Genomic DNA, 19,273 nt, shown 5'->3' with positions numbered 1-19,273 from the left:
ATAGTAAGCGGTTGAATTTTAGCGTTCATAGTAAAAAAATGTTAAAATTTGACCGCTTGTTTTTTATGTATTGGAGAATTATGGAACAGTCTCAAGTCTCTCTGACCAAAGCGTTAGTTGCCACAGCCGCAATTATCATTATTTTAGCGGGGATTAAAGCAGCGGCAGAAATTGTCGTGCCGTTTTTATTGTCACTATTTATTGCAATTATTTGTTCGCCTATCATCAAATTTATGACGACACGTCGTATTCCTTTAGGCATTGCAATCAGCCTGTTATTAGGATTGATTGTCTTAGTTTTTTTATTTTTGACCGGTATGGTAAACAATGCTATTCAGGAATTTACCGCTTCTATCCCACAATATAAATTATTGCTTACTGCTCGTTTGCAAACGATATTCGCTTTAGTTAAAGAGTATCAATTACCAATTAATATTAGTCAGGAAGATATACTCAGTAAATTTGACCCTAGTGCCGTTATGAATTTAGTTAGCCGTTTGTTATTAGGTTTTTCAGGCGTGTTATCTAATATTTTTGTTTTATTTTTAGTAGTGATTTTCATGTTGTTAGAATCACCTATGGCGAAATATAAATTAGCGCTGGCGTTGAGTCCGGATAATGACCTTTCTAATGAGAAATATTATATTGATCAAGTTTTAAAAGGCGTAATTGGTTATTTAGGCATTAAAACGGTTGTAAGTGCTTTAACCGGCTTATCTGTTTGGATTTTATTAATGATCTTAAATGTGCAATATGCCGTATTGTGGGGCGTATTGGCTTTCTTATTAAATTATATTCCGAATATCGGTTCTTTTTTAGCCGGCATTCCGATTGTCTTACAAGCGTTGCTATTAAATGGTTTTTCTGTTGGCTTAGCCGTATTAGCCGGTATAGTCGGTATCAATATGTTATTTGGTAACGTCTTGGAACCGAAAATGATGGGGAAACGGTTAGGGCTTTCAACATTGGTGGTTTTTCTTTCCTTGCTTTTCTGGGGATGGCTATTGGGAACAGTTGGGATGTTGCTTTCCGTTCCGCTCACGATGGCGTTAAAAATCGCTTTAGAATCGAATCCAAGTTCTCGCCGATATGCGATATTACTTGGCGACGTAGATGAAATTAAACGTTAATATTTTTATTAAGCTGTTTGGCAAAATAACAAGCGGTCAAATTTCTTAAATTTTTTGCAATTTGCAAAGTTTTAGGGAAATTTGACCGCTTGTTTATTATGTATAGGGCTGCTTTTTCTTATATTGTTTAATCTATCATCAAAAAGCAAACGTTTGCGTTAAAATTGTAGGGTTTTACTTGACGATTTTTAAAGAATCGTTAAAATCTGCCCATTCTTTTTAACGAAGAATTGTTCGGATGAAGGTAGCTGGAGAAGAGTGAAAACTCTACCGACGAGGTAAAATCTTTCAGGTGCTAGCGATAGCGAGGACAGTTACTGGACGAACCCTTGGAGAGATCCAATCCATGTAAATGGAAAATGGACGCCGAAGGCGCAAGTGCGAATGCATGAAACGCTCAGGCAAAAGGACAGGGGAGAAAAGTGATACCTACCTAACTAGCGGTCATTTTTAGTCAAATTTTATCGATTTTACCGCTTATCTTTATTGTTACTTTTCTTTCCTTGTAACATACAATTACGAGGAATTAAACACATGTCATTTGACGATATTCTTAACACTATTAACAGCCTTATTTGGGGCGCCCCGCTTTTAATCCTACTTTCCGGTGTCGGTCTATATTTAACTTTTGCATTAAAAGGCATTCAATTTTGCCAGCTAGGTCGTGCTTTCATTTATATGTTCAAACCTGAAAAAGGCGAAGGACAAGCAGGTGATATTTCTGCGTTTGCCGCACTTTCTACTGCACTCGCTGCAACAATCGGTACCGGTAATATTGTCGGTGTGGCAACCGCTATTCACTCAGGCGGGCCGGGTGCATTATTTTGGATGTGGCTGATTGCGTTATTCGGTATGGCGACCAAATATGCGGAAGGCTTATTAGCGATTAAATTCCGTGGTCGTGATAAAGACGGTTTTATTGCCGGTGGCCCAATGTATTATATCGAAATGGGAATGGGCAAAAACTGGAAATGGCTGGCAAAAGCATTCGCATTTTTTGGGGTATTAGTTGCTTTACTAGGGATTGGTACTTTCCCACAAGTAAACGGTATTACCCATTCGTTAGAATCAACCTTTGATGTGCCGGTCGTATTTAGCTCAATTATCTTAACTTTAGTGGTGACTTCTATCATATTAGGTGGGGTGAAACGCATTTCTAAAATCGCATCGATTGTGGTGCCATTTATGGCGGTAGCTTATGTGATTGCTTCGGTTAGCGTATTAATTATGAACGCGGAAAAAGTACCGGATGCAATCATATTAATCGTACATGCGGCCTTTAATCCGGAAGCCGCATTAGGCGGTGCATTCGGTTTCACTGTAATGCAAGCGATTCAATTAGGGGTTGCACGTGGTATTTTCTCGAATGAATCAGGTTTAGGTTCGGCACCGATTGCAGCTGCAGCGGCACAAACTAAAGAGCCGGTGCGCCAAGGCCTAATTTCAATGACCGGTACTTTTTTAGATACCATTATTGTGTGTACCATGACCGGTCTGGTGATCGTGTTAACTGGCGCTTGGACGGGCGAAGCCGAAGGAGCGGAATTAACCAACCTTGCGTTTAACCAAGGTTTAGAGAGTTCATTCGGTGCGGTGGTTGTTACGATTGGTTTAATTTTCTTTGCATTTACTACGATTTTAGGTTGGTGTTATTATGGTGAGCGTTGTTTTGTTTATCTGACTAACGGTAAAACCAAAGGAATTAAATTCTATCGTTTACTATTTATCTTATTAATTGCTTCTGCACCGTTCTTACAATTAAAAACGATTTGGACGATTGCAGATATTGTAAACGGTTTAATGGCATTCCCGAATCTGATTGCTTTAATTGCATTACGCAAAGTGATTATTGAAGAAACCAAAAATTATTTCTTCCGCTTGAAAAACGGCGAACTAAAATAAGATTTACGCCGAGTGATTGAAAATCTGTTAAAGTGTAGGGTAATACCTACACTTTTTTATTTTGTATGAAAGTTCTTTATTCTTTAGTTTTATTCCTATTTTTGAGTTTAATTGCGCCCTCTATTTATGCGGCTTCCGACAGTTCAATCAGCTGTAAAGTCGTAGGGATTAGTGACGGTGATACGCTGACCTGCTTATACAAACGTAAGCCGCTTAAAGTGCGCTTGTTATATATTGATGCGCCGGAGTCCGCCCAGCCATATGGCAATAAAGCCAAACAGGCGCTAGCAAATTTGGTATTTAAAAAACAAGTGATATTGCATAGTAGCAGTTATGATCGTTACCAACGCTTATTAGCGGTGGTTTATGATGAGCAAGAACGCAATATCAATTTATTGTTAGTACAAAAAGGTATGGCATGGGCGTATCGTGAAACACTGCCGATTTATGAGCAGGCAATGCTAAAAGCAAAACAAGCGCAGAAAGGATTATGGCAAGATAAATCGCCAATCAATCCGGCGGAGTGGCGTAAAACGCATAGTGCGGATAAGCGATCGGATTCCGGCTGGAATTGGCAAAATATTTGGAAAAAACGACCGCTTGTAAAAGATAAAACGCTAGATTGTGAGAGAATGTTACGTTGTAGTGATTTTAGTGACTACCAAAGTGCGAAACGTTATTTCGACCAATGTGGTTCCAAAACCATGGATGGAAATAATGACGGTATTCCTTGTAATAAATTGTATCGAGAGGCATTGCATTAATGGATATCCAACAAATAACAGCATTTAGATCTCAGTTTCCTTTTTTTAAGCAGCAAGCCGAATGGACCTATCTGGATTCGGCGGCAACAACCTTAAAACCCCAAATATTAATTGATAGCACTACTGAATTTTATGCCTCGGCTGGTTCGGTACATCGTAGTCAGTACGATCTTGCACAGAGCCAAGCCTATGAACGGGCGAGAGATCTCATTGTCTCTCGTTTTAATGTCGAGTCTCGCAATGCGGTAATTTGGACGAGCGGTACAACCCATGCAATTAATTTAGTGGCGTACGGCTTGGAATATTTACTGGAGGCCGGAGATGAAATCATTATTTCCGTAGCCGAACATCATGCGAATTTTATTCCGTGGCAACAGTTAGCGCAGCGTAAGCAAGCAAAATTGGTCGTGTTACCGTTAGATGCAAATTTTCAGCTAAATCCTACCGCTTTACAGCAGACTATTTCTACAAGAACTAAAATCGTTGCCTTGAATTTAGTTTCAAATGTCACTGGTATACGTCAGCCGGTTGAGCAGCTAATCCCAATCATTCGCCAACATTCGAATGCAAAAATTTTATTGGATTGTGCCCAAGCGGTATGTTGTGAAAAGGTCGATGTGCAAAAACTGGGTGCGGATTTTTATGCTTTTTCCGCACATAAAATGTATGGGCCGACCGGTGTGGGTGTGTTAACCGGAAAATTGCAAAGTTTAGAGCAAATTCGACCATTATTTTTCGGTGGTAAAATGCTGAATGATGTATCCGAATCAACTCTTTCTGTTGCTGATTTGCCTTATCGTTTAGAAGCCGGTACGCCGAATATCGCCGGTATTATTGGTTTTGGTACAATTTTGGAGTGGTTGGAACAATGGGACTTTGAGGCGTTGAATCAAGCGGTTGAAAGCTTAGCGGAAGAGGCCTACAAGCGGTTAAAAAATTATAAAAATATCCAAATTTTTTCTCAGCCGGGCTGTTCTACTATCAGCTTTACATTTCAAGGGATTCATCATGCCGATATTGCTGCAATTATGACGGAACGTAAGATCGCTTTACGTAGTGGAGAACACTGTGCAAAACCGTATTTGCGCTATTTAGATCAAACCGGAACTTTACGATTATCGATTGCACATTATAACCAAATAGAAGATTTGGAGTGCTTTTTAGAAGCATTGGATTTAGCACTTGAGATTTTGGCTGATTAGATCAAAAAAATATGAAAATTTGCTAGAATGAATACCCTAAATAAGGTAATCTTCACGCCAATTTCCGATTTATTTTAAAATTTTAAATTTATAGCAAAAGGTGTCTAAAATGGCTAAACAAATCAAAAAAATTGCTGTGTTAACGAGTGGTGGTGATGCGCCGGGTATGAATGCTGCGATTCGTGGTGTCGTTCGTGCAGCACTCAATGAGGGTTTAGAGGTATACGGTATCCAAGACGGTTATTATGGTTTATATAATGACAAAGTTATCCAACTTAATCGCCGTTCGGTATCAGAAACAATTAACCGTGGCGGTACATTCTTAGGTTCTGCGCGTTTCCCGCAATTTAAGGATCCGGAAGTGCGTAAGCAAGCGGTAGAAACGCTGAAAAAATATGAAATTGATGCATTAGTGGTTATCGGTGGTGACGGATCTTACATGGGCGCGAAACTATTAACGGAAGAATTCGGCTATCCTTGCATCGGTTTACCGGGCACGATCGATAACGATATCGTAGGTACAGACTATACAATCGGTTACCAAACGGCATTAGAAACGGCTGTGGAAGCTATTGACCGTTTACGTGATACTTCTACTTCGCACCAACGTATTTCAATCGTAGAAATCATGGGACGCCACTGTGGTGATTTAACCATTAGTGCAGCGCTTGCAAGTGGTTGTGAATATATTGTTGTGCCGGAAAAAGGTTTAGATAAAGAATCATTAATGCGTAATATTGATGAGGGCTTCAAAAAAGGTAAGCGTCATGCAATTATTGCGATTACCGAGTTAATGACGGATGTGCATCAGTTAGCAAAAGAAATTGAAGCTCGTTTTGGTCACGAAACGCGTGCAACAGTATTAGGTCACATTCAACGTGGTGGTGCGCCTTGTCCGTTTGACCGTATTTTAGCATCACGTATGGGTGTATATGCGGTAGATTTATTGTTACAAGGTCATGGCGGTCGTTGTGTCGGTATTCAAAACGAAAGATTAGTACACCACGATATCATTGATGCAATTAACAATATGCGTCGTCCGTTCAAAGAAGAATTGTTCGATGCAGCTAGAAAATTATTCTAATTTTTCTTAAAATTGAGAGGCGGCTTAAGTAAGCCGCCTTTTTTATTTGTACAAGGAAAATTTATGTTTAATGATAAGCCGGTTATTTCAAATCAGCACGGCGCATTAGCCATGGCATTTATTCCTTTTTTATACGGAATGTTTGCTTCGACTCCAACGCTAAATCACCTCTTTTTAGGTTTAGCATGGTTGTTTCTTTATTTATTTTCTTACCCTTTTCTTTCATTATTTAGCAAAAAGCCAACCGATCGTAACAAAAAGTGGGCGTTCATTTATGCGTTGATAAGCTTATTCTGTGCAATACCGATTTTATTAACTACTCCCCAGATTTTGCAATTTTTAGCGTTAATTTTACCGCTTGCTGCGATTCAAATTTATTATGCAAAACAACGAGATGAACGTAATTTGCTTAATGATATTGCCGGTTATTTAACTTTTGGTGTGATCGGTATGGCGAGTTTCTATCTCACTACAGAACAGGTTAATTGGGACATTTTAATTCACCCAACACTATTTTTTATCGGGGCAACCTTATATGTAAAAAGTATGGTGCGAGAGCGTAAAAATCCGCTGTATATGGAACTGAGTATCGGCTTTCATCTACTGTTTGCGATTATTTATTTAATGTTCGGAAACCAATGGTTGTTTGTAGTGTATTTGATCGGACTAGCGCGTGCAATTGTCGTGCCGAGTTTCGGTTGGAATGTGAAGCAAGTCGGGATGTTTGAGTTCCCTGTTATTTTCATTTTTATGATTAGCTTAATTTTTGGATAAGAAAAGGCGCTTATACAATGTAAGAGCGCCTTTTTTAATTAGTAATCTAAATCATCTTTATATAATTGATAATCCGCTTTTAAAGCCTCAATTAATTCAACGAAATCATCCGGTAGCGGTGCGTGCCATTCCATCAGTTCGCCGGTAATCGGGTGTTCTAAACGTAACATAGTTGCGTGTAATGCTTGGCGTTGGAAGCCACGTAATACCGCTAAAAACGCTTCGCTTGCTCCTTTTGGCGGACGAGGGCGACCACCATAGAGCTGATCGCCTAATAACGGATGCGCAATATGTGCCATATGTACACGGATTTGGTGAGTACGACCGGTTTCTAAACGTAAACGCAGGCGAGTATAGTTACGGAAACGCTCCATAATACGATAATGAGTTACCGCCGGTTTACCCATAGGGTGTACTGCCATTGCGGTACGTTTGGTTGGATGGCGAGCCATTGGCTCATCCACTTTACCGCCTTGTGTCATTACACCGCTTGCTACCGCTTCATATTCACGTGTAATACGGCGTTTTTGTAATGCGGTTACTAAATGAGTTTGTGCCGGAATATTTTTTGCTACCACCATTAAACCGGTTGTGTCTTTATCTAAACGATGCACAATACCGGCACGAGGCACTTCTGCAATCGGTGGATAGTAATGCAATAAGGCATTCAACACTGTACCGTCCGGATTACCGGCACCCGGGTGGACAACTAAGTCTTTCGGTTTATTGATAACTAGAATGTCATCATCTTCATACACGATATTTAACGGAATATCTTGTGGCTCGAATCGTACTTCTTCTTCGATTTCCGCTTGAACTTCGATAAGCTCGCCACCGAATACTTTTTCGCGCGCTTTGTTTACAATATTGCCGTTTACTTTCACTAAATCACTTTCAATCCACACCTTTAAACGTGAACGAGAATAATCAGGGAAAAGTTGCGCCAGCGCTTGGTCTAAACGAGCGCCGAGTAAATCCGCCGAAACCTCGGCAGTTAATGTCATTTGTTGAGTCATTTAAAGATAAATTCCAAAATTTGTCTGTTGCTTATTTGAATAGGTTATATAAAATAGGGAAATTGGTATGAACTTAGCAAAGTGCCATTGGTCAAACTTGACCATTGTACATTAACTTTTGGTCATAGACACTTTTTTATAGGTAAAATCATTATGCATAAATTCACATCTCTTGCTTCGCTGGTGTTAGCGGGGCTGTTAGTAGTAGGTTGTTCTAATAGTGCGAATAAAGAATTAGAAGAATCATCCGCACAAGATCTCTACACTAAAGGGCAAACCTATTTACAAGATGGCGATTATAACTCAGCAATTCGCTATTTAGATGCGGTTGGTACCAAAGGTGGCCAACAAAGTGCGTTTGGTGAGCAAACTCAATTAAGTTTAATTTATGCAAATTATAAAGTCGGTGAGTATTATAAAGCATTAGATGCGGCGGAACGTTTTGTGCGAGCTTATCCAAATAGTGCGAGCATGGATTATGTTTACTATTTAGCCGGTTTAAGTAATGCACGTTTAGGTGATAACTTTATTCAAGATTTCTTTGGCGTAAATCGTGCGTCTCGTGCATTAGATAGCGTACGTAATGCGTATGGTAGCTTCCAGACGATTGTACAGCACTATCCACAAAGCAAATATGCGCAAGATGCAAAAAACTGGATGGGCTATTTAATCAACCGTATGGCAGAACACGAGTTAGCGATTGTTAAATTCTATGATGATCGTGAAGCTTATGTTGCGGTGGTAAATCGTGTAGAAGAAATGATGCGTTTCTATCCGGAAAGTAAACCAACATACGAAGCTTTAGCTTATATGCAAAAGGCTTATGAGCAAATCGGAATCAAAGATTCGGCAGAGAAAGTTGCCGCATTAATTGAAGCGAATAAAGATAAAAGCTTCCCGGAAATCATTAAGCCTGAATATAGCGAACAGTTCTAATTAAGCGGTTGATTTTTATAAAAGTTTTGCAATTCTAGGGGCGTTATTTTTGAATAATGCCCCTTTCCCATTTCATAAATAAGAAGAAAATATGCGAATTTTAGGTATTGAAACTTCCTGTGACGAAACAGGAGTGGCAATTTATGATGAACATAAAGGTTTGGTTGCCAACCAACTTTATAGCCAAATTGAAATGCACGCAGATTACGGTGGTGTTGTGCCGGAACTGGCCTCTCGAGATCATATCCGTAAAACGTTACCGCTCATCCAAGAAGCATTGAAAGAAGCGAATTTAACCGCAGATGATATTGACGGTGTTGCCTATACGGCAGGTCCGGGGTTAGTCGGTGCATTGCTAGTTGGCTCTACGATTGCCCGTTCGCTTGCTTATGCATGGAACGTGCCGGCGCTTGGAGTTCACCATATGGAAGGGCATTTAATGGCGCCGATGTTGGAAGATAATCCGCCGGAATTCCCATTTGTGGCGTTACTGATTTCAGGCGGACATACTCAGCTGGTCAAAGTAGATGGCGTAGGACAGTATGAAATTCTCGGCGAGTCGATTGATGATGCGGCAGGTGAAGCCTTTGATAAAACCGGTAAATTACTTGGATTAGATTATCCGGCCGGTGTGGCGGTATCACAATTAGCTGAAAAAGGTATACCGAATCGTTTTGTTTTCCCTCGTCCAATGACGGACAGACCAGGGCTTGATTTCAGCTTTTCTGGCCTAAAAACCTTTGCAGCGAATACGATTAATGCCCATTTAAATGAGAATGGTCAGTTGGATGAACAAACTCGTTGCGATATCGCCCACGCTTTCCAACAAGCAGTGGTGGATACGATTATCATCAAATGTAAACGAGCTTTACAGCAAACCGGTTATAAACGTCTTGTGATGGCTGGCGGTGTGAGCGCTAATAAACAATTACGTACCGATTTAGCCGAAATGATGAAAAACTTAAAAGGCGAAGTGTATTATCCTCGCCCGCAATTCTGTACCGATAATGGCGCAATGATTGCTTATACCGGCTTTTTACGCTTAAAAAATGGTGAAACTACCGATTTAAGTGTTAGCGTTAAACCTCGCTGGCCAATGACGGAATTACCAAAAATCGGGTAAGGTTATGTTAGAAAAAATTGAGCGTTTAATTGTTGAAATAAATAAGCTGCATTTAGCTTTTTCCGAAGATTATTTTGAAACGGGTAAAGTTGCAAAAGTAAACTTAAAACATACGCTTGCTAAAGTGCCGACAGAGCATATTTTATCTTACCGTTTAAATTTACACGAATCTATCAATGATTATTTATTCCGTGCGGATTTATACGATATTCCTTATTTTTATCGAGTAAAAGCCTCGGAATCTATTTTAGATAAGATCAAACGTTTTGAGTCTCGTAGCGAAGGCTACCCGGTTAATAGCATTATGAATGACATTTTTGGTGCGAGGATAATCGTTTCCAGTGAAGAAATCGCAGAGATTATGGAACGTTTAGACGATTGGAAAGATAAATATGGTTTAAAAAATTGGTATTTGAGAGATAAAGAAGAATATGTAGGAATTCATATTTACTTTAAAAATGCCAGTAACTTTTATTATCCTTGGGAACTACAAGTTTGGGATAAAAAGGATGCAGAAAAGAATATTCAGAGCCATATTAAATATAAACGTAATTTTGTAAAAAATATTTAGCAAGTATATAGATCTTAATGAGGAAAAAATGAACGTAGCAGAATTTCACCAAAAAATTGAACAAGTATGGCAACAAATCGAAGAAAAAATTGATGATGAAGGTTTAAGTGTCGATACTGAAATTCAAGGTGCAGTATGTACATTAACTTTTGATGATGAATCACAAATTGTCATCAATAAACAAGAAGCGATGTTAGAGTTATGGCTTGCTAGCAAATTAGGTGGCTTTCATTTCGCTTACCGTGATGGTGAATGGGTTACTGCAGAAGGACGCTCTTTCTGGACGCATCTTGAAGAAGCCTTCGCGCGTCACGGTGAACAAATCAGCTTTTAATTAATAAGCGGTCGTTTTTGTAAAAAGTTTTGCAAATTTGACCGCTTGTCTATTTCCTTTTTAGCTTATCTTATTGGAATCACAATGCAATTATCTCAAACTGCTGCCAAAGATGTATTAAATAATGTCTTCGGTTATCAATCTTTTCGTCACGGACAACAAGAGGTGATCGATTCGGTTTTGGCGGGAAGAGATTGCCTTGTGATTATGACCACCGGCGGCGGTAAGTCGCTTTGTTATCAAGTGCCTGCACTTTGCTTAGACGGTATTACGCTAGTGATTTCTCCGCTGATTTCCTTGATGAAAGATCAGGTCGATCAGCTACTTACGAATGGTATTGAAGCCGGTTTCCTAAACTCCACTCAAACGTTTGAAGAACAACAAGAAGTTGAGCAGAAAGCACTTTCCGGTCAGCTAAAATTACTTTATCTCTCGCCGGAAAAAGTGATGACCCAAGGCTTTTTCCATTTTATTTCGTTATGCAAAATTAGCCTAATTGCCGTTGATGAAGCGCATTGTGTTTCGCAGTGGGGACATGATTTTCGCCCGGAATATACTTTATTAGGCAATCTACGTGATACCTTTCCGAATGTGCCTCTTATGGCATTGACGGCAACCGCAGATCCAACAACTCGTCACGATATTCTGCAACACTTACGCTTAAAAGTACCGCATACTTATTTAGGCAGTTTTGATCGCCCGAATATTCGCTATACGGTACAAGAGAAATTTAAGCCAATGGAGCAGTTGGCAAAGTTTATCAGTAAGCAACAGGGCAAGAGCGGTATAGTTTATTGTAATAGCCGTAAAAAAGTGGAAGAAATTACCGAGAAACTTGCGGCACGTAAAATTTCGGTGATGGGTTATCACGCAGGCATGTCAGTTCAGCAACGTGAAACGGTTCAAAATGCGTTTCAGCGAGATAATATTCAAGTTGTGGTTGCTACTATTGCTTTTGGGATGGGGATTAATAAATCGAACGTGCGTTTTGTCGTGCATTTCGATTTGCCGCGCAGTATCGAATCTTACTATCAAGAAACCGGGCGTGCAGGACGTGATGATTTACCCTCTGAAGCGGTATTATTTTATGATCCTGCCGATTATGCGTGGCTGCAAAAAGTGCTATTGGAAGAACCGGAAAGTGAGCAGCGCGATATAAAACAACATAAATTACAAGCGATCGGCGCCTTTGCCGAATCACAAACCTGTCGCCGTTTAGTTCTGTTGAACTATTTTGGTGAATCACGCCAAGAGCCTTGTAAAAATTGCGATATCTGTTTGGATCCGCCTCGTAAATATGATGGGACATTGGATGCGCAAAAAGTAATGTCGGTGATTTATCGTACCGGTCAAACTTTTGGTGCGCATCATGTGATTGGTGTATTACGAGGTTTAAATAATCAAAAAATTCGCCAGTTTAATCATGATCAGCTTTCGGTGTACGGCATCGGTAAAGAGCAAAGCCAAGATTATTGGCTAAGTATTATTCGTCAACTGATTCACCTCGGTCTAATTCGCCAAAATATTGTTAATCATTCGGCATTACAGCTCACAGAAGAGGCTCGCCCGGTGTTGCGTTCAGAGAAAAAACTTGAATTAGCAATGCCTCGCTTAACGTTCTCGGCAACGGCTTATGTACAGAAACAGACTTCGGTTCGTTATGATAAAGACTTATTTGCTCGTCTACGTTTTCTACGTAAACAAATTGCCGATAAAGAAAATATCCCACCTTATGTGGTATTCAATGATGCAACTTTGCAAGAAATGGCGGAATTTTTACCGCTTAGTGAAATGGAAATGTTGGATATTAATGGGGTAGGAGAACGTAAACTGGAACGTTTCGGTGGTGCTTTTCTAAGCCTGATTCAAGAACACTGTAATAGCCGCAAATAAAAACTGCACTTAAAATCACGTGAGCTCAAAGTGAAATTAAGTGCAGCTTATCAATTCAAATTATTTGCCTTGAGCAGCCCATAAGTCTGCGATACATTGGTTTGGAGCGTATACCAATTTACCTTCTTTAGTAATGTAAGGTGTTGGATCATATTCACGAGTACAAGCGCCTGGGAAGTTAGCCGCATAAGCGCTAGTCGTTGCAGAAAGTAAAGTAACAGTTGCTAGTGTTGCAAGAACTAATTTTTTCATAATGAACTCCTAATAAATTTTTATACATAAAATATCAAATATAAACTTGATAACAATTATCAATAACTATATTTGATGCGTAAATTTTACGCAGGGGTTGTTATAGAGTCAAGTATATTATTTAAACATTTTAACTTGTCAGCTCTCTTTGTATATACGTCAGTATTCTAAATAATTTTTCTGAAATGTAATGCTTATTGAAATAAAAAGTGAACGAAACTCTCTATAAAAAGGGTTCAGTTCACTTTAAATCAAGATCTATTTATTAAACAGTAAATAAGCTTAGTCAGGTACTCAATTACCCAAGCCATTTCTCAACTAATTCAGCATTTGTTTCTTTATGTACCCACATGCTACCTAATTCCGGTTGAGGGAATTTCGTGTGGTTATAGCCGACAAATTGGCTAAAATCGAAAGCAGCGTGCGGATAGCCATTAATTAGTAAAAAGGCTTGATAGCCATTTTCAGACCAACAAATTTCTAAGCGACGAGGTTCCATTAAGGTCTTTTCTTCAATGTCTGATTTACTATAAACAAATAAGCTATCCACTACTGGATTTTCTGTCTGATGCAGATCCATCGCATAAAAATAACCTGTTTCACCATCATCTTCGAACATGACAACCAGGTGTTCATATTTTGTTGAATGCGCTCCATTACGATAACCTTGCCCGATAAGTAATTGGTCAGTTAAAACAGAATATAGCATTGTTTTTCCTTTTTAATTGAATTGTCTATTTTGGCTTTATACTTGCTTAGAATACAAAAATGCCACAGAAATTTCTGTGGCATTTTTTGCTAATCAAATAAGATTACGCTTGACCTTTAACTTCTTTACGACCGTTAAATGGTGCTGGTGTACCTGCTGCAGCTAATGCTTCTTCGATACGGATTAATTGGTTGTATTTAGCAACACGGTCTGAACGGCTCATAGAACCTGTTTTGATTTGACCTGCAGCTGTACCAACCGCTAAATCAGCAATTGTTGCATCTTCAGTTTCACCTGAACGGTGTGAGATAACCGCTGTATAACCAGCATCTTTAGCCATTTTGATTGCTGCTAAAGTTTCAGTTAAAGAACCGATTTGGTTGAATTTAATTAAGATTGAGTTTGCGATACCTTTCTCGATACCTTCTTTTAAGATACGAGTGTTAGTTACGAATAAGTCGTCACCAACTAATTGAACTTTGTCACCTAAAACTTTAGTTTGGTATGCGAAACCTTCCCAGTCTGATTCATCTTGACCGTCTTCGATAGATACGATTGGGTACTCTTTACATAAACCTTCTAAGTAGTGAGTAAACTCTTGAGAAGTGAATGTTTTGCCTTCACCTTTCATATCGTATACGTTACGTTCTTTGTCATAGAACTCAGATGATGCACAGTCCATCGCTAAAGTTACGTCTTTACCTAAAACATAACCTGCTTTTTCAACTGCTTCTTTGATACATGCTAAAGCATCTGCGTTTGACGCTAAGTTTGGAGCGAAACCACCTTCGTCACCAACAGCTGTATTTAAACCTTTAGATTTTAATACTTTCGCTAAGTTGTGGAATACTTCCGCACCGATACGAAGAGCTTCTTTTAATGTAGAAGCGCCAACCGGTTGAATCATGAATTCTTGGATATCAACGTTGTTGTCAGCGTGCTCACCGCCGTTGATGATGTTCATCATTGGTAATGGCATTGAGTATACGCCCGGAGTACCGTTTAATTCAGCGATGTAAGCATATAATGGTAAACCTTTAGACGCTGCTGCTGCTTTAGCTGTTGCTAAAGAAACCGCTAAGATTGCGTTTGCACCGAATTTAGATTTGTTGTCTGTACCGTCTAAATCGATCATGATTTGGTCGATTTCAGCCTGTGCAGTACCTTCTTTACCAACTAATGCGTTAGCAATTTCATTGTTTACTGCTGAAACAGCTTTTAATACACCTTTACCTAAGAAACGTGATTTATCGCCATCACGTAATTCTAATGCTTCACGTGAACCTGTAGATGCACCAGATGGAGCAGCTGCTAAACCTACGAAGCCACCTTCTAAGTGAACTTCTGCTTCAACAGTTGGGTTACCACGTGAGTCGATGATTTCACGACCAATTACTTTAACGATTTTAGCCATTGTTAATATCCTCTAATTGAGAGTTAATGAAAAAAAGAATAATAATATAGTAAAGATATTTTACGCTTTTGTCTTGTAAAAAAGTGATTTAGCTCACAAAATCTAGCGCTTCTTTGATCGAATACGGATAAATGAAACTAAAGTTATCCAATTATACCTAAATTTTGCTAAAAATATAAACTCCTACCAATATTAAGGTAGGAGAAAAAGCTTATTTTTTTATGAGAAAAGTGAGCACTTCATAATGCGAAGTATGTGGAAACATATCGAATAATTGCACCTTTTGGAGTGAATAATTGCTTAATGCTTCAAAATCTTTCGCCATTGTTTGGGCATTACAGCTTGAATAAATTAAATAAGGTGTACCCAATTGGTTTAAAAACTCCGCAAGCGGTTTTCCAATACCACGGCGAGGCGGATTCACTATCACAAGATCCGGTGTTGCACCTTTCTCGTTCAGCGCAAATTGTGCCGAGTCAAGCGAAGCGAATGTTACATGTTTAAGTTGTAGTTGCTCGGCGGATTTCGTTGCACTGGCAATCGCAGAAGCTGAAATCTCAATACCGGTTAATTGTACATTCTCATTCTTCTCTTGTAGCGCTTTTGCGCAATGCAAACCAAAGCCTCCGACACCGCAGAACAGATCCCAAAATTGTTGAATCGGTAGTTCTTTTATCCAGTTTTGCGCTGTGGCATAAAGCTGGCTTGCAACATTCGGATTGGTTTGGAAGAAACCTTGTGGACGAATAAATAACGGAATGCCGTTAAAATTTTCTTCAATCGTGGTTCTTTCTGTGAGGAAGATTTCGGTTTCGCCCTCTAAAATCGCAGCATGTTGCGGCTGGATATTTAAGCTAACGATAGAATCTTTCGGCAGTTTAGCTAATAAATTTGGCAATTCACGTTCAACAAGCAGTCGTTTTTGCTCACTTCTGAGCACAAAGCGCAACATAACAGATTGGTTATATTGGCTTTGCGTGATCAAAATATACTTCAATTCGCCTTTCTTTTTCGAAATGTTATAAGGCACGAGTCCAGCTCGGGCGATAAAATCTTTAAGAATCGGAAAAAGCGCTTCAAATTCAGTCGGATAGAGTGGACAATCACATAGATCGATACCACTTTGCGGATCGGTTTGATCTTTTAAAATGCCTAAAATTGGACGCTCGACACTGCCGGATACCACCATTTTCGCTTTATTACGAAACTGTTTTTGTGAAGATTGAACAGGCGGTAAGATTTCAGTGAATTTTTGCAAAATAAAAGGCGAAATTAACCGCTTAAGATTAGCTTCTTTATCCATAAGCTGCGTAGAATATGGCTTTTCTAACCACTGACATGAAGTACAATGTTGCTGTTGAAAATGCGGGCAATTTAATATCATTTTGTTAAAAGAATAGGGATATTTTTAGTAGTTTGTTAGGGCATAAAATATGATTTATGCCCTAAAAAAATAAATTATTGATTAGCAGTGCTGTGCTTTGTATTCAAGCCATTCGTTTTGTAATGCGGTTAAACGTTGCTGTGCTTGCTGATAACGAGGACTTGCTTCAAGCTCGTTCCAACTTACTGTTTTACGTTTCATCAATGAAATATGGCGTTCAGTTTGGGCTTTGCTCGGTTGATATTTTAAACCGTCCAACACTTGAATAACACCTTCCGGCTCATTACAGAGTAGTAGTAAGTCACAACCTGCGTGAATTGCTTTCTCCGATCTTTCGACAAAATTGCCCATAAAACTGGCACCTTTCATGCCTAAATCATCGGAAAAAATCACACCGTTAAAATTAAGTTGACTACGTAATACTTGCTTTAGCCAATATTCCGAACCGCTTGCCGGTTGGCTGTCACATTGTGTATAAATCACGTGAGCTGGCATAATTGCAGACAGTTTGCCTTTTGAAATGAGCTGTTTAAACGGCAAAATATCGTGGTTGAAAATCAATTCTTTCGGACGATCATCAAAAGGTGTTTCTAGATGCGAATCGGCTAATACGTGTCCGTGACCGGGGAAATGTTTACCGGTCGTCGCCATTCCCATTTCTCTCATGCCGTCAATAAACGCTTCGGCTATCGGCAGAATCATATCCGGATTTTCGCCAAACGAACGATCGCCAATAGCTTTACACTGATGGCCTAAATCTAAGACTGGTGCAAAACTTAGATCAATATCTAAGGCGAACATTTCAGCAGCCATTAGCCAACCGGTCTGCTGGGCTAAAGCGGTCGATTCTTGCGGATTTTTTGCAAGTGTATGAAACGCTTGCATTGCCGGCAATTTAGTAAAGCCTTCACGGAAACGCTGCACTCGGCCACCTTCTTGATCAACAGTAATCAATAACGGTTTTTTTACCCGTTGGCGAATTGATTTTACTAAGGCTTCCAGTTGTGCTTTATCGTAAAAATTACGGCTAAATAAAATCAAGCCGGATACGAGAGGGTGTTCAAGGATTTCAACCTCTTCTTGGCTGAGTTCTTTATCTTTTATATCAATCAGTAACATAATTTGTCGCGAGTATAATTGCAAAATTTGGGGGAAAAGTGACCGCTTGCAATAGAATAAGGATGCGCTATTTTACATTAAAAAAGCCCCTGATTTTCATCAAGGGCCGATTTATTATGCTTTAGCGTGTTTTTCTTGATTTTTACGCATTTTAATATTGAGTAATTCCACAATAACAGAGAAGCCCATTGCGGTGTAAACTGCTGATTTTGGAATATGGATATTAAAGCCTTCGCCGACTAATACCACACCGATTAAAATTAAGAATGCTAATGCGAGGTTTTTAATGGTTGGGTTATTATCTACGAAATCACCAATTGATTTTGCTGCAAGCATCATCACCGCTACCGCAATAATGATTGCGATAACCATCACCGGAATATCATCTGCCATTGCTACTGCAGTGATTACCGAGTCAAGCGAGAAGACAACGTCAAAAATAGCAATTTGAACTAAAATCATCAAAAAGCTGGCTTTTTTACTCGAATTTTCTTTTTCTTCGTGTGATTCGCCTGCAATTGATTCTTTCAATTCCATCGCACTTTTCACAATAAGGAAAATACCACCGAGTAAAAGAATTAAATCACGACCGGAAATCGGCATACCCGCAATTGAGAAAAGCGGATCGACTAATTTCATCATCCAAGCAAGGGAAAGTAATAGCAGGATACGTGTTCCCATTGCTAATGCTAAACCAATAATACGAGCTGATTGGCGTTGATGAATCGGGAGACGTGAAACTAAAATACTGATAACAATAATGTTATCGATACCTAATACGATTTCAAGCCCAGTAAGGGTTAAGAGTGCGACCCACGCTTCGGGATTTGCAATCCAATCAAACATAAAGTGTCCTTTTAATAGAGAAAGATTTAATAGGTTATCACCTATAATTTAAAAGGCGCTAATCATAGCGAGAGTCATGTAAAAATTAAAGGGGCGAACGTAAAAAATTCTGTAAAATTTCGGCGGTAAATTGTTTACGTAAATAAAAGCCTAACGGTAAAGATTGGACTCGTTCACCTTGCTGATTAATTGCACTCGTTAGTGATCGACTATTCCGACCTTTAGGACGTAATTGCATTACTTCGCCAAGTGTGGCATTAATCTCATTTAAACGCCCAAAAATAATATATTCCATTAATTCTTCCCAGTCATTTTTCAACTGTTGTTCTTGTTCAAATGAAGGTGTCCATAAAATTGGCTGTCCTATATGGCGTGCTGCAACCGGAATTTGTCTTTCTCCTTGCACCGGAATCCATAATACTTTTTGTAATTTGTGGCGAACGTGTGAGGTTTGCCAGGTAATACCGGTATTTTGCGTCAGCGGCGCTAAACTGACAAAGGTCGTTTCTAGAGGAAAACCTTTATGATTAATAGGAATAGTTTTGAGTTCAATCCCTAAATGCGCAAAATCCTGTTCCGGCTTGCTGCCGGCTTTTGCGCCTAAAGCCGTTTCGATTAATTGCCCGACCCAACCTTTATCTCGGAGGAGATCGGGAGGAACATCCATATTTAATTGCTGGGCGATTTCACCAAGTGTAAAACCGGCAAGCCAATTTGCTTTTTCAAGTAATTCGGCTTCGGAATGTGAAAAGGTGGAAAGTTGCATAAGAATATACTAATGACTTATAGGAGAATGATTTATCTTCATTCTCCTAATAAT

19 protein-coding genes and 1 riboswitch are annotated in these 19,273 nt (G+C 39.3%); of the genes, 11 read left to right on the top strand and 8 right to left on the bottom strand.

Features of this window, described 5'->3' with window-relative positions; all coding sequences use genetic code 11:
- Positions 1-80 precede the first annotated feature (80 nt).
- The 6 genes from EL121_RS02340 to EL121_RS02315 all read left to right on the top strand — a co-directional run bounded on the left by EL121_RS02340 (position 81) and on the right by EL121_RS02315 (position 6,856).
- Entirely contained in the window at positions 81-1,130 is a 1,050-nt protein-coding gene (locus EL121_RS02340) for an AI-2E family transporter (protein ID WP_039197404.1), read from the top strand.
- A gap of 319 nt (positions 1,131-1,449) precedes the next feature.
- Positions 1,450-1,553: riboswitch (glycine riboswitch) on the top strand.
- Positions 1,554-1,664: 111 nt separating this feature from the next.
- A complete protein-coding gene (locus tag EL121_RS02335) occupies positions 1,665-3,032 on the top strand; it encodes an alanine/glycine:cation symporter family protein (RefSeq protein ID WP_039197402.1) in 1,368 nt (455 codons plus the stop codon).
- A gap of 65 nt (positions 3,033-3,097) precedes the next feature.
- Complete coding sequence (locus tag EL121_RS02330) at positions 3,098-3,796, top strand: thermonuclease family protein (RefSeq protein ID WP_039197400.1); 699 nt, start codon at positions 3,098-3,100, stop codon at positions 3,794-3,796.
- Entirely contained in the window at positions 3,796-4,998 is a 1,203-nt protein-coding gene (locus tag EL121_RS02325) for an aminotransferase class V-fold PLP-dependent enzyme (protein WP_039197397.1), read from the top strand. The genes EL121_RS02330 and EL121_RS02325 overlap by 1 nt, the downstream gene beginning before the upstream one ends.
- A gap of 109 nt (positions 4,999-5,107) precedes the next feature.
- A complete protein-coding gene (pfkA, locus tag EL121_RS02320) occupies positions 5,108-6,082 on the top strand; it encodes a 6-phosphofructokinase (RefSeq protein WP_039197396.1) in 975 nt (324 codons plus the stop codon).
- 63 nt (positions 6,083-6,145) lie between these two features.
- Positions 6,146-6,856, top strand: a complete 711-nt coding sequence (locus EL121_RS02315; protein ID WP_039197394.1) for a YwiC-like family protein — start codon at positions 6,146-6,148, stop codon at positions 6,854-6,856.
- Positions 6,857-6,894: 38 nt separating this feature from the next.
- Here EL121_RS02315 and rluD read toward each other — a convergent pair whose 3' ends face one another.
- Complete coding sequence (gene rluD / locus EL121_RS02310; RefSeq protein WP_018652666.1) at positions 6,895-7,872, bottom strand: 23S rRNA pseudouridine(1911/1915/1917) synthase RluD; 978 nt, start codon at positions 7,870-7,872, stop codon at positions 6,895-6,897.
- A 153-nt stretch (positions 7,873-8,025) separates the two neighbouring features.
- On the opposite strand from rluD, the gene EL121_RS02305 reads away from it, so the two are divergent.
- The 5 genes from EL121_RS02305 to recQ all read left to right on the top strand — a co-directional run bounded on the left by EL121_RS02305 (position 8,026) and on the right by recQ (position 12,729).
- Positions 8,026-8,808: an outer membrane protein assembly factor BamD gene (locus tag EL121_RS02305; RefSeq protein WP_039197392.1), complete on the top strand. Its 783-nt coding sequence runs from the start codon at positions 8,026-8,028 to the stop codon at positions 8,806-8,808.
- 91 nt (positions 8,809-8,899) lie between these two features.
- The gene (gene tsaD, locus EL121_RS02300) at positions 8,900-9,931 is read left to right on the top strand and encodes a tRNA (adenosine(37)-N6)-threonylcarbamoyltransferase complex transferase subunit TsaD (protein WP_039197390.1); all 1,032 of its coding nucleotides are present in this window, start codon (positions 8,900-8,902) and stop codon (positions 9,929-9,931) included.
- Positions 9,932-9,935: 4 nt separating this feature from the next.
- Positions 9,936-10,502, top strand: coding sequence for a nucleotidyltransferase family protein (locus EL121_RS02295; RefSeq protein WP_039197388.1), 567 nt, complete (start codon positions 9,936-9,938; stop codon positions 10,500-10,502).
- A 28-nt stretch (positions 10,503-10,530) separates the two neighbouring features.
- A complete protein-coding gene (cyaY, locus tag EL121_RS02290; protein ID WP_039197386.1) occupies positions 10,531-10,836 on the top strand; it encodes an iron donor protein CyaY in 306 nt (101 codons plus the stop codon).
- 84 nt (positions 10,837-10,920) lie between these two features.
- Positions 10,921-12,729, top strand: a complete 1,809-nt coding sequence (gene recQ / locus EL121_RS02285; protein ID WP_039197383.1) for an ATP-dependent DNA helicase RecQ — start codon at positions 10,921-10,923, stop codon at positions 12,727-12,729.
- Between the two features lie 60 nt (positions 12,730-12,789).
- On the opposite strand, the gene EL121_RS02280 is transcribed toward recQ, so the two are convergent.
- From EL121_RS02280 to mutH, 7 genes are all read right to left on the bottom strand, one after another.
- Positions 12,790-12,981 (bottom strand): hypothetical protein, encoded by a 192-nt coding sequence (locus EL121_RS02280; protein WP_039197381.1) that lies wholly within the window; start codon positions 12,979-12,981, stop codon positions 12,790-12,792.
- A gap of 298 nt (positions 12,982-13,279) precedes the next feature.
- A complete protein-coding gene (locus tag EL121_RS02275) occupies positions 13,280-13,690 on the bottom strand; it encodes a DUF2251 domain-containing protein (protein ID WP_039197380.1) in 411 nt (136 codons plus the stop codon).
- Positions 13,691-13,793: 103 nt separating this feature from the next.
- Positions 13,794-15,104: a phosphopyruvate hydratase gene (gene eno, locus EL121_RS02270; protein WP_014991897.1), complete on the bottom strand. Its 1,311-nt coding sequence runs from the start codon at positions 15,102-15,104 to the stop codon at positions 13,794-13,796.
- Positions 15,105-15,315: 211 nt separating this feature from the next.
- Positions 15,316-16,488 (bottom strand): 23S rRNA (uracil(747)-C(5))-methyltransferase RlmC, encoded by a 1,173-nt coding sequence (gene rlmC, locus EL121_RS02265; RefSeq protein ID WP_039197379.1) that lies wholly within the window; start codon positions 16,486-16,488, stop codon positions 15,316-15,318.
- A gap of 81 nt (positions 16,489-16,569) precedes the next feature.
- A complete protein-coding gene (nagZ, locus tag EL121_RS02260; RefSeq protein ID WP_039197378.1) occupies positions 16,570-17,607 on the bottom strand; it encodes a beta-N-acetylhexosaminidase in 1,038 nt (345 codons plus the stop codon).
- A 114-nt stretch (positions 17,608-17,721) separates the two neighbouring features.
- A complete protein-coding gene (locus EL121_RS02255; protein ID WP_014991894.1) occupies positions 17,722-18,453 on the bottom strand; it encodes a TerC family protein in 732 nt (243 codons plus the stop codon).
- 85 nt (positions 18,454-18,538) lie between these two features.
- Entirely contained in the window at positions 18,539-19,219 is a 681-nt protein-coding gene (gene mutH / locus EL121_RS02250; RefSeq protein ID WP_039197376.1) for a DNA mismatch repair endonuclease MutH, read from the bottom strand.
- Positions 19,220-19,273: the final 54 nt, after the last annotated feature.

This window comes from Actinobacillus equuli (assembly GCF_900636745.1).
GTDB lineage: Bacteria > Pseudomonadota > Gammaproteobacteria > Enterobacterales > Pasteurellaceae > Actinobacillus > Actinobacillus equuli.
This window is presented reverse-complemented; position numbering and strand designations above follow the sequence as displayed.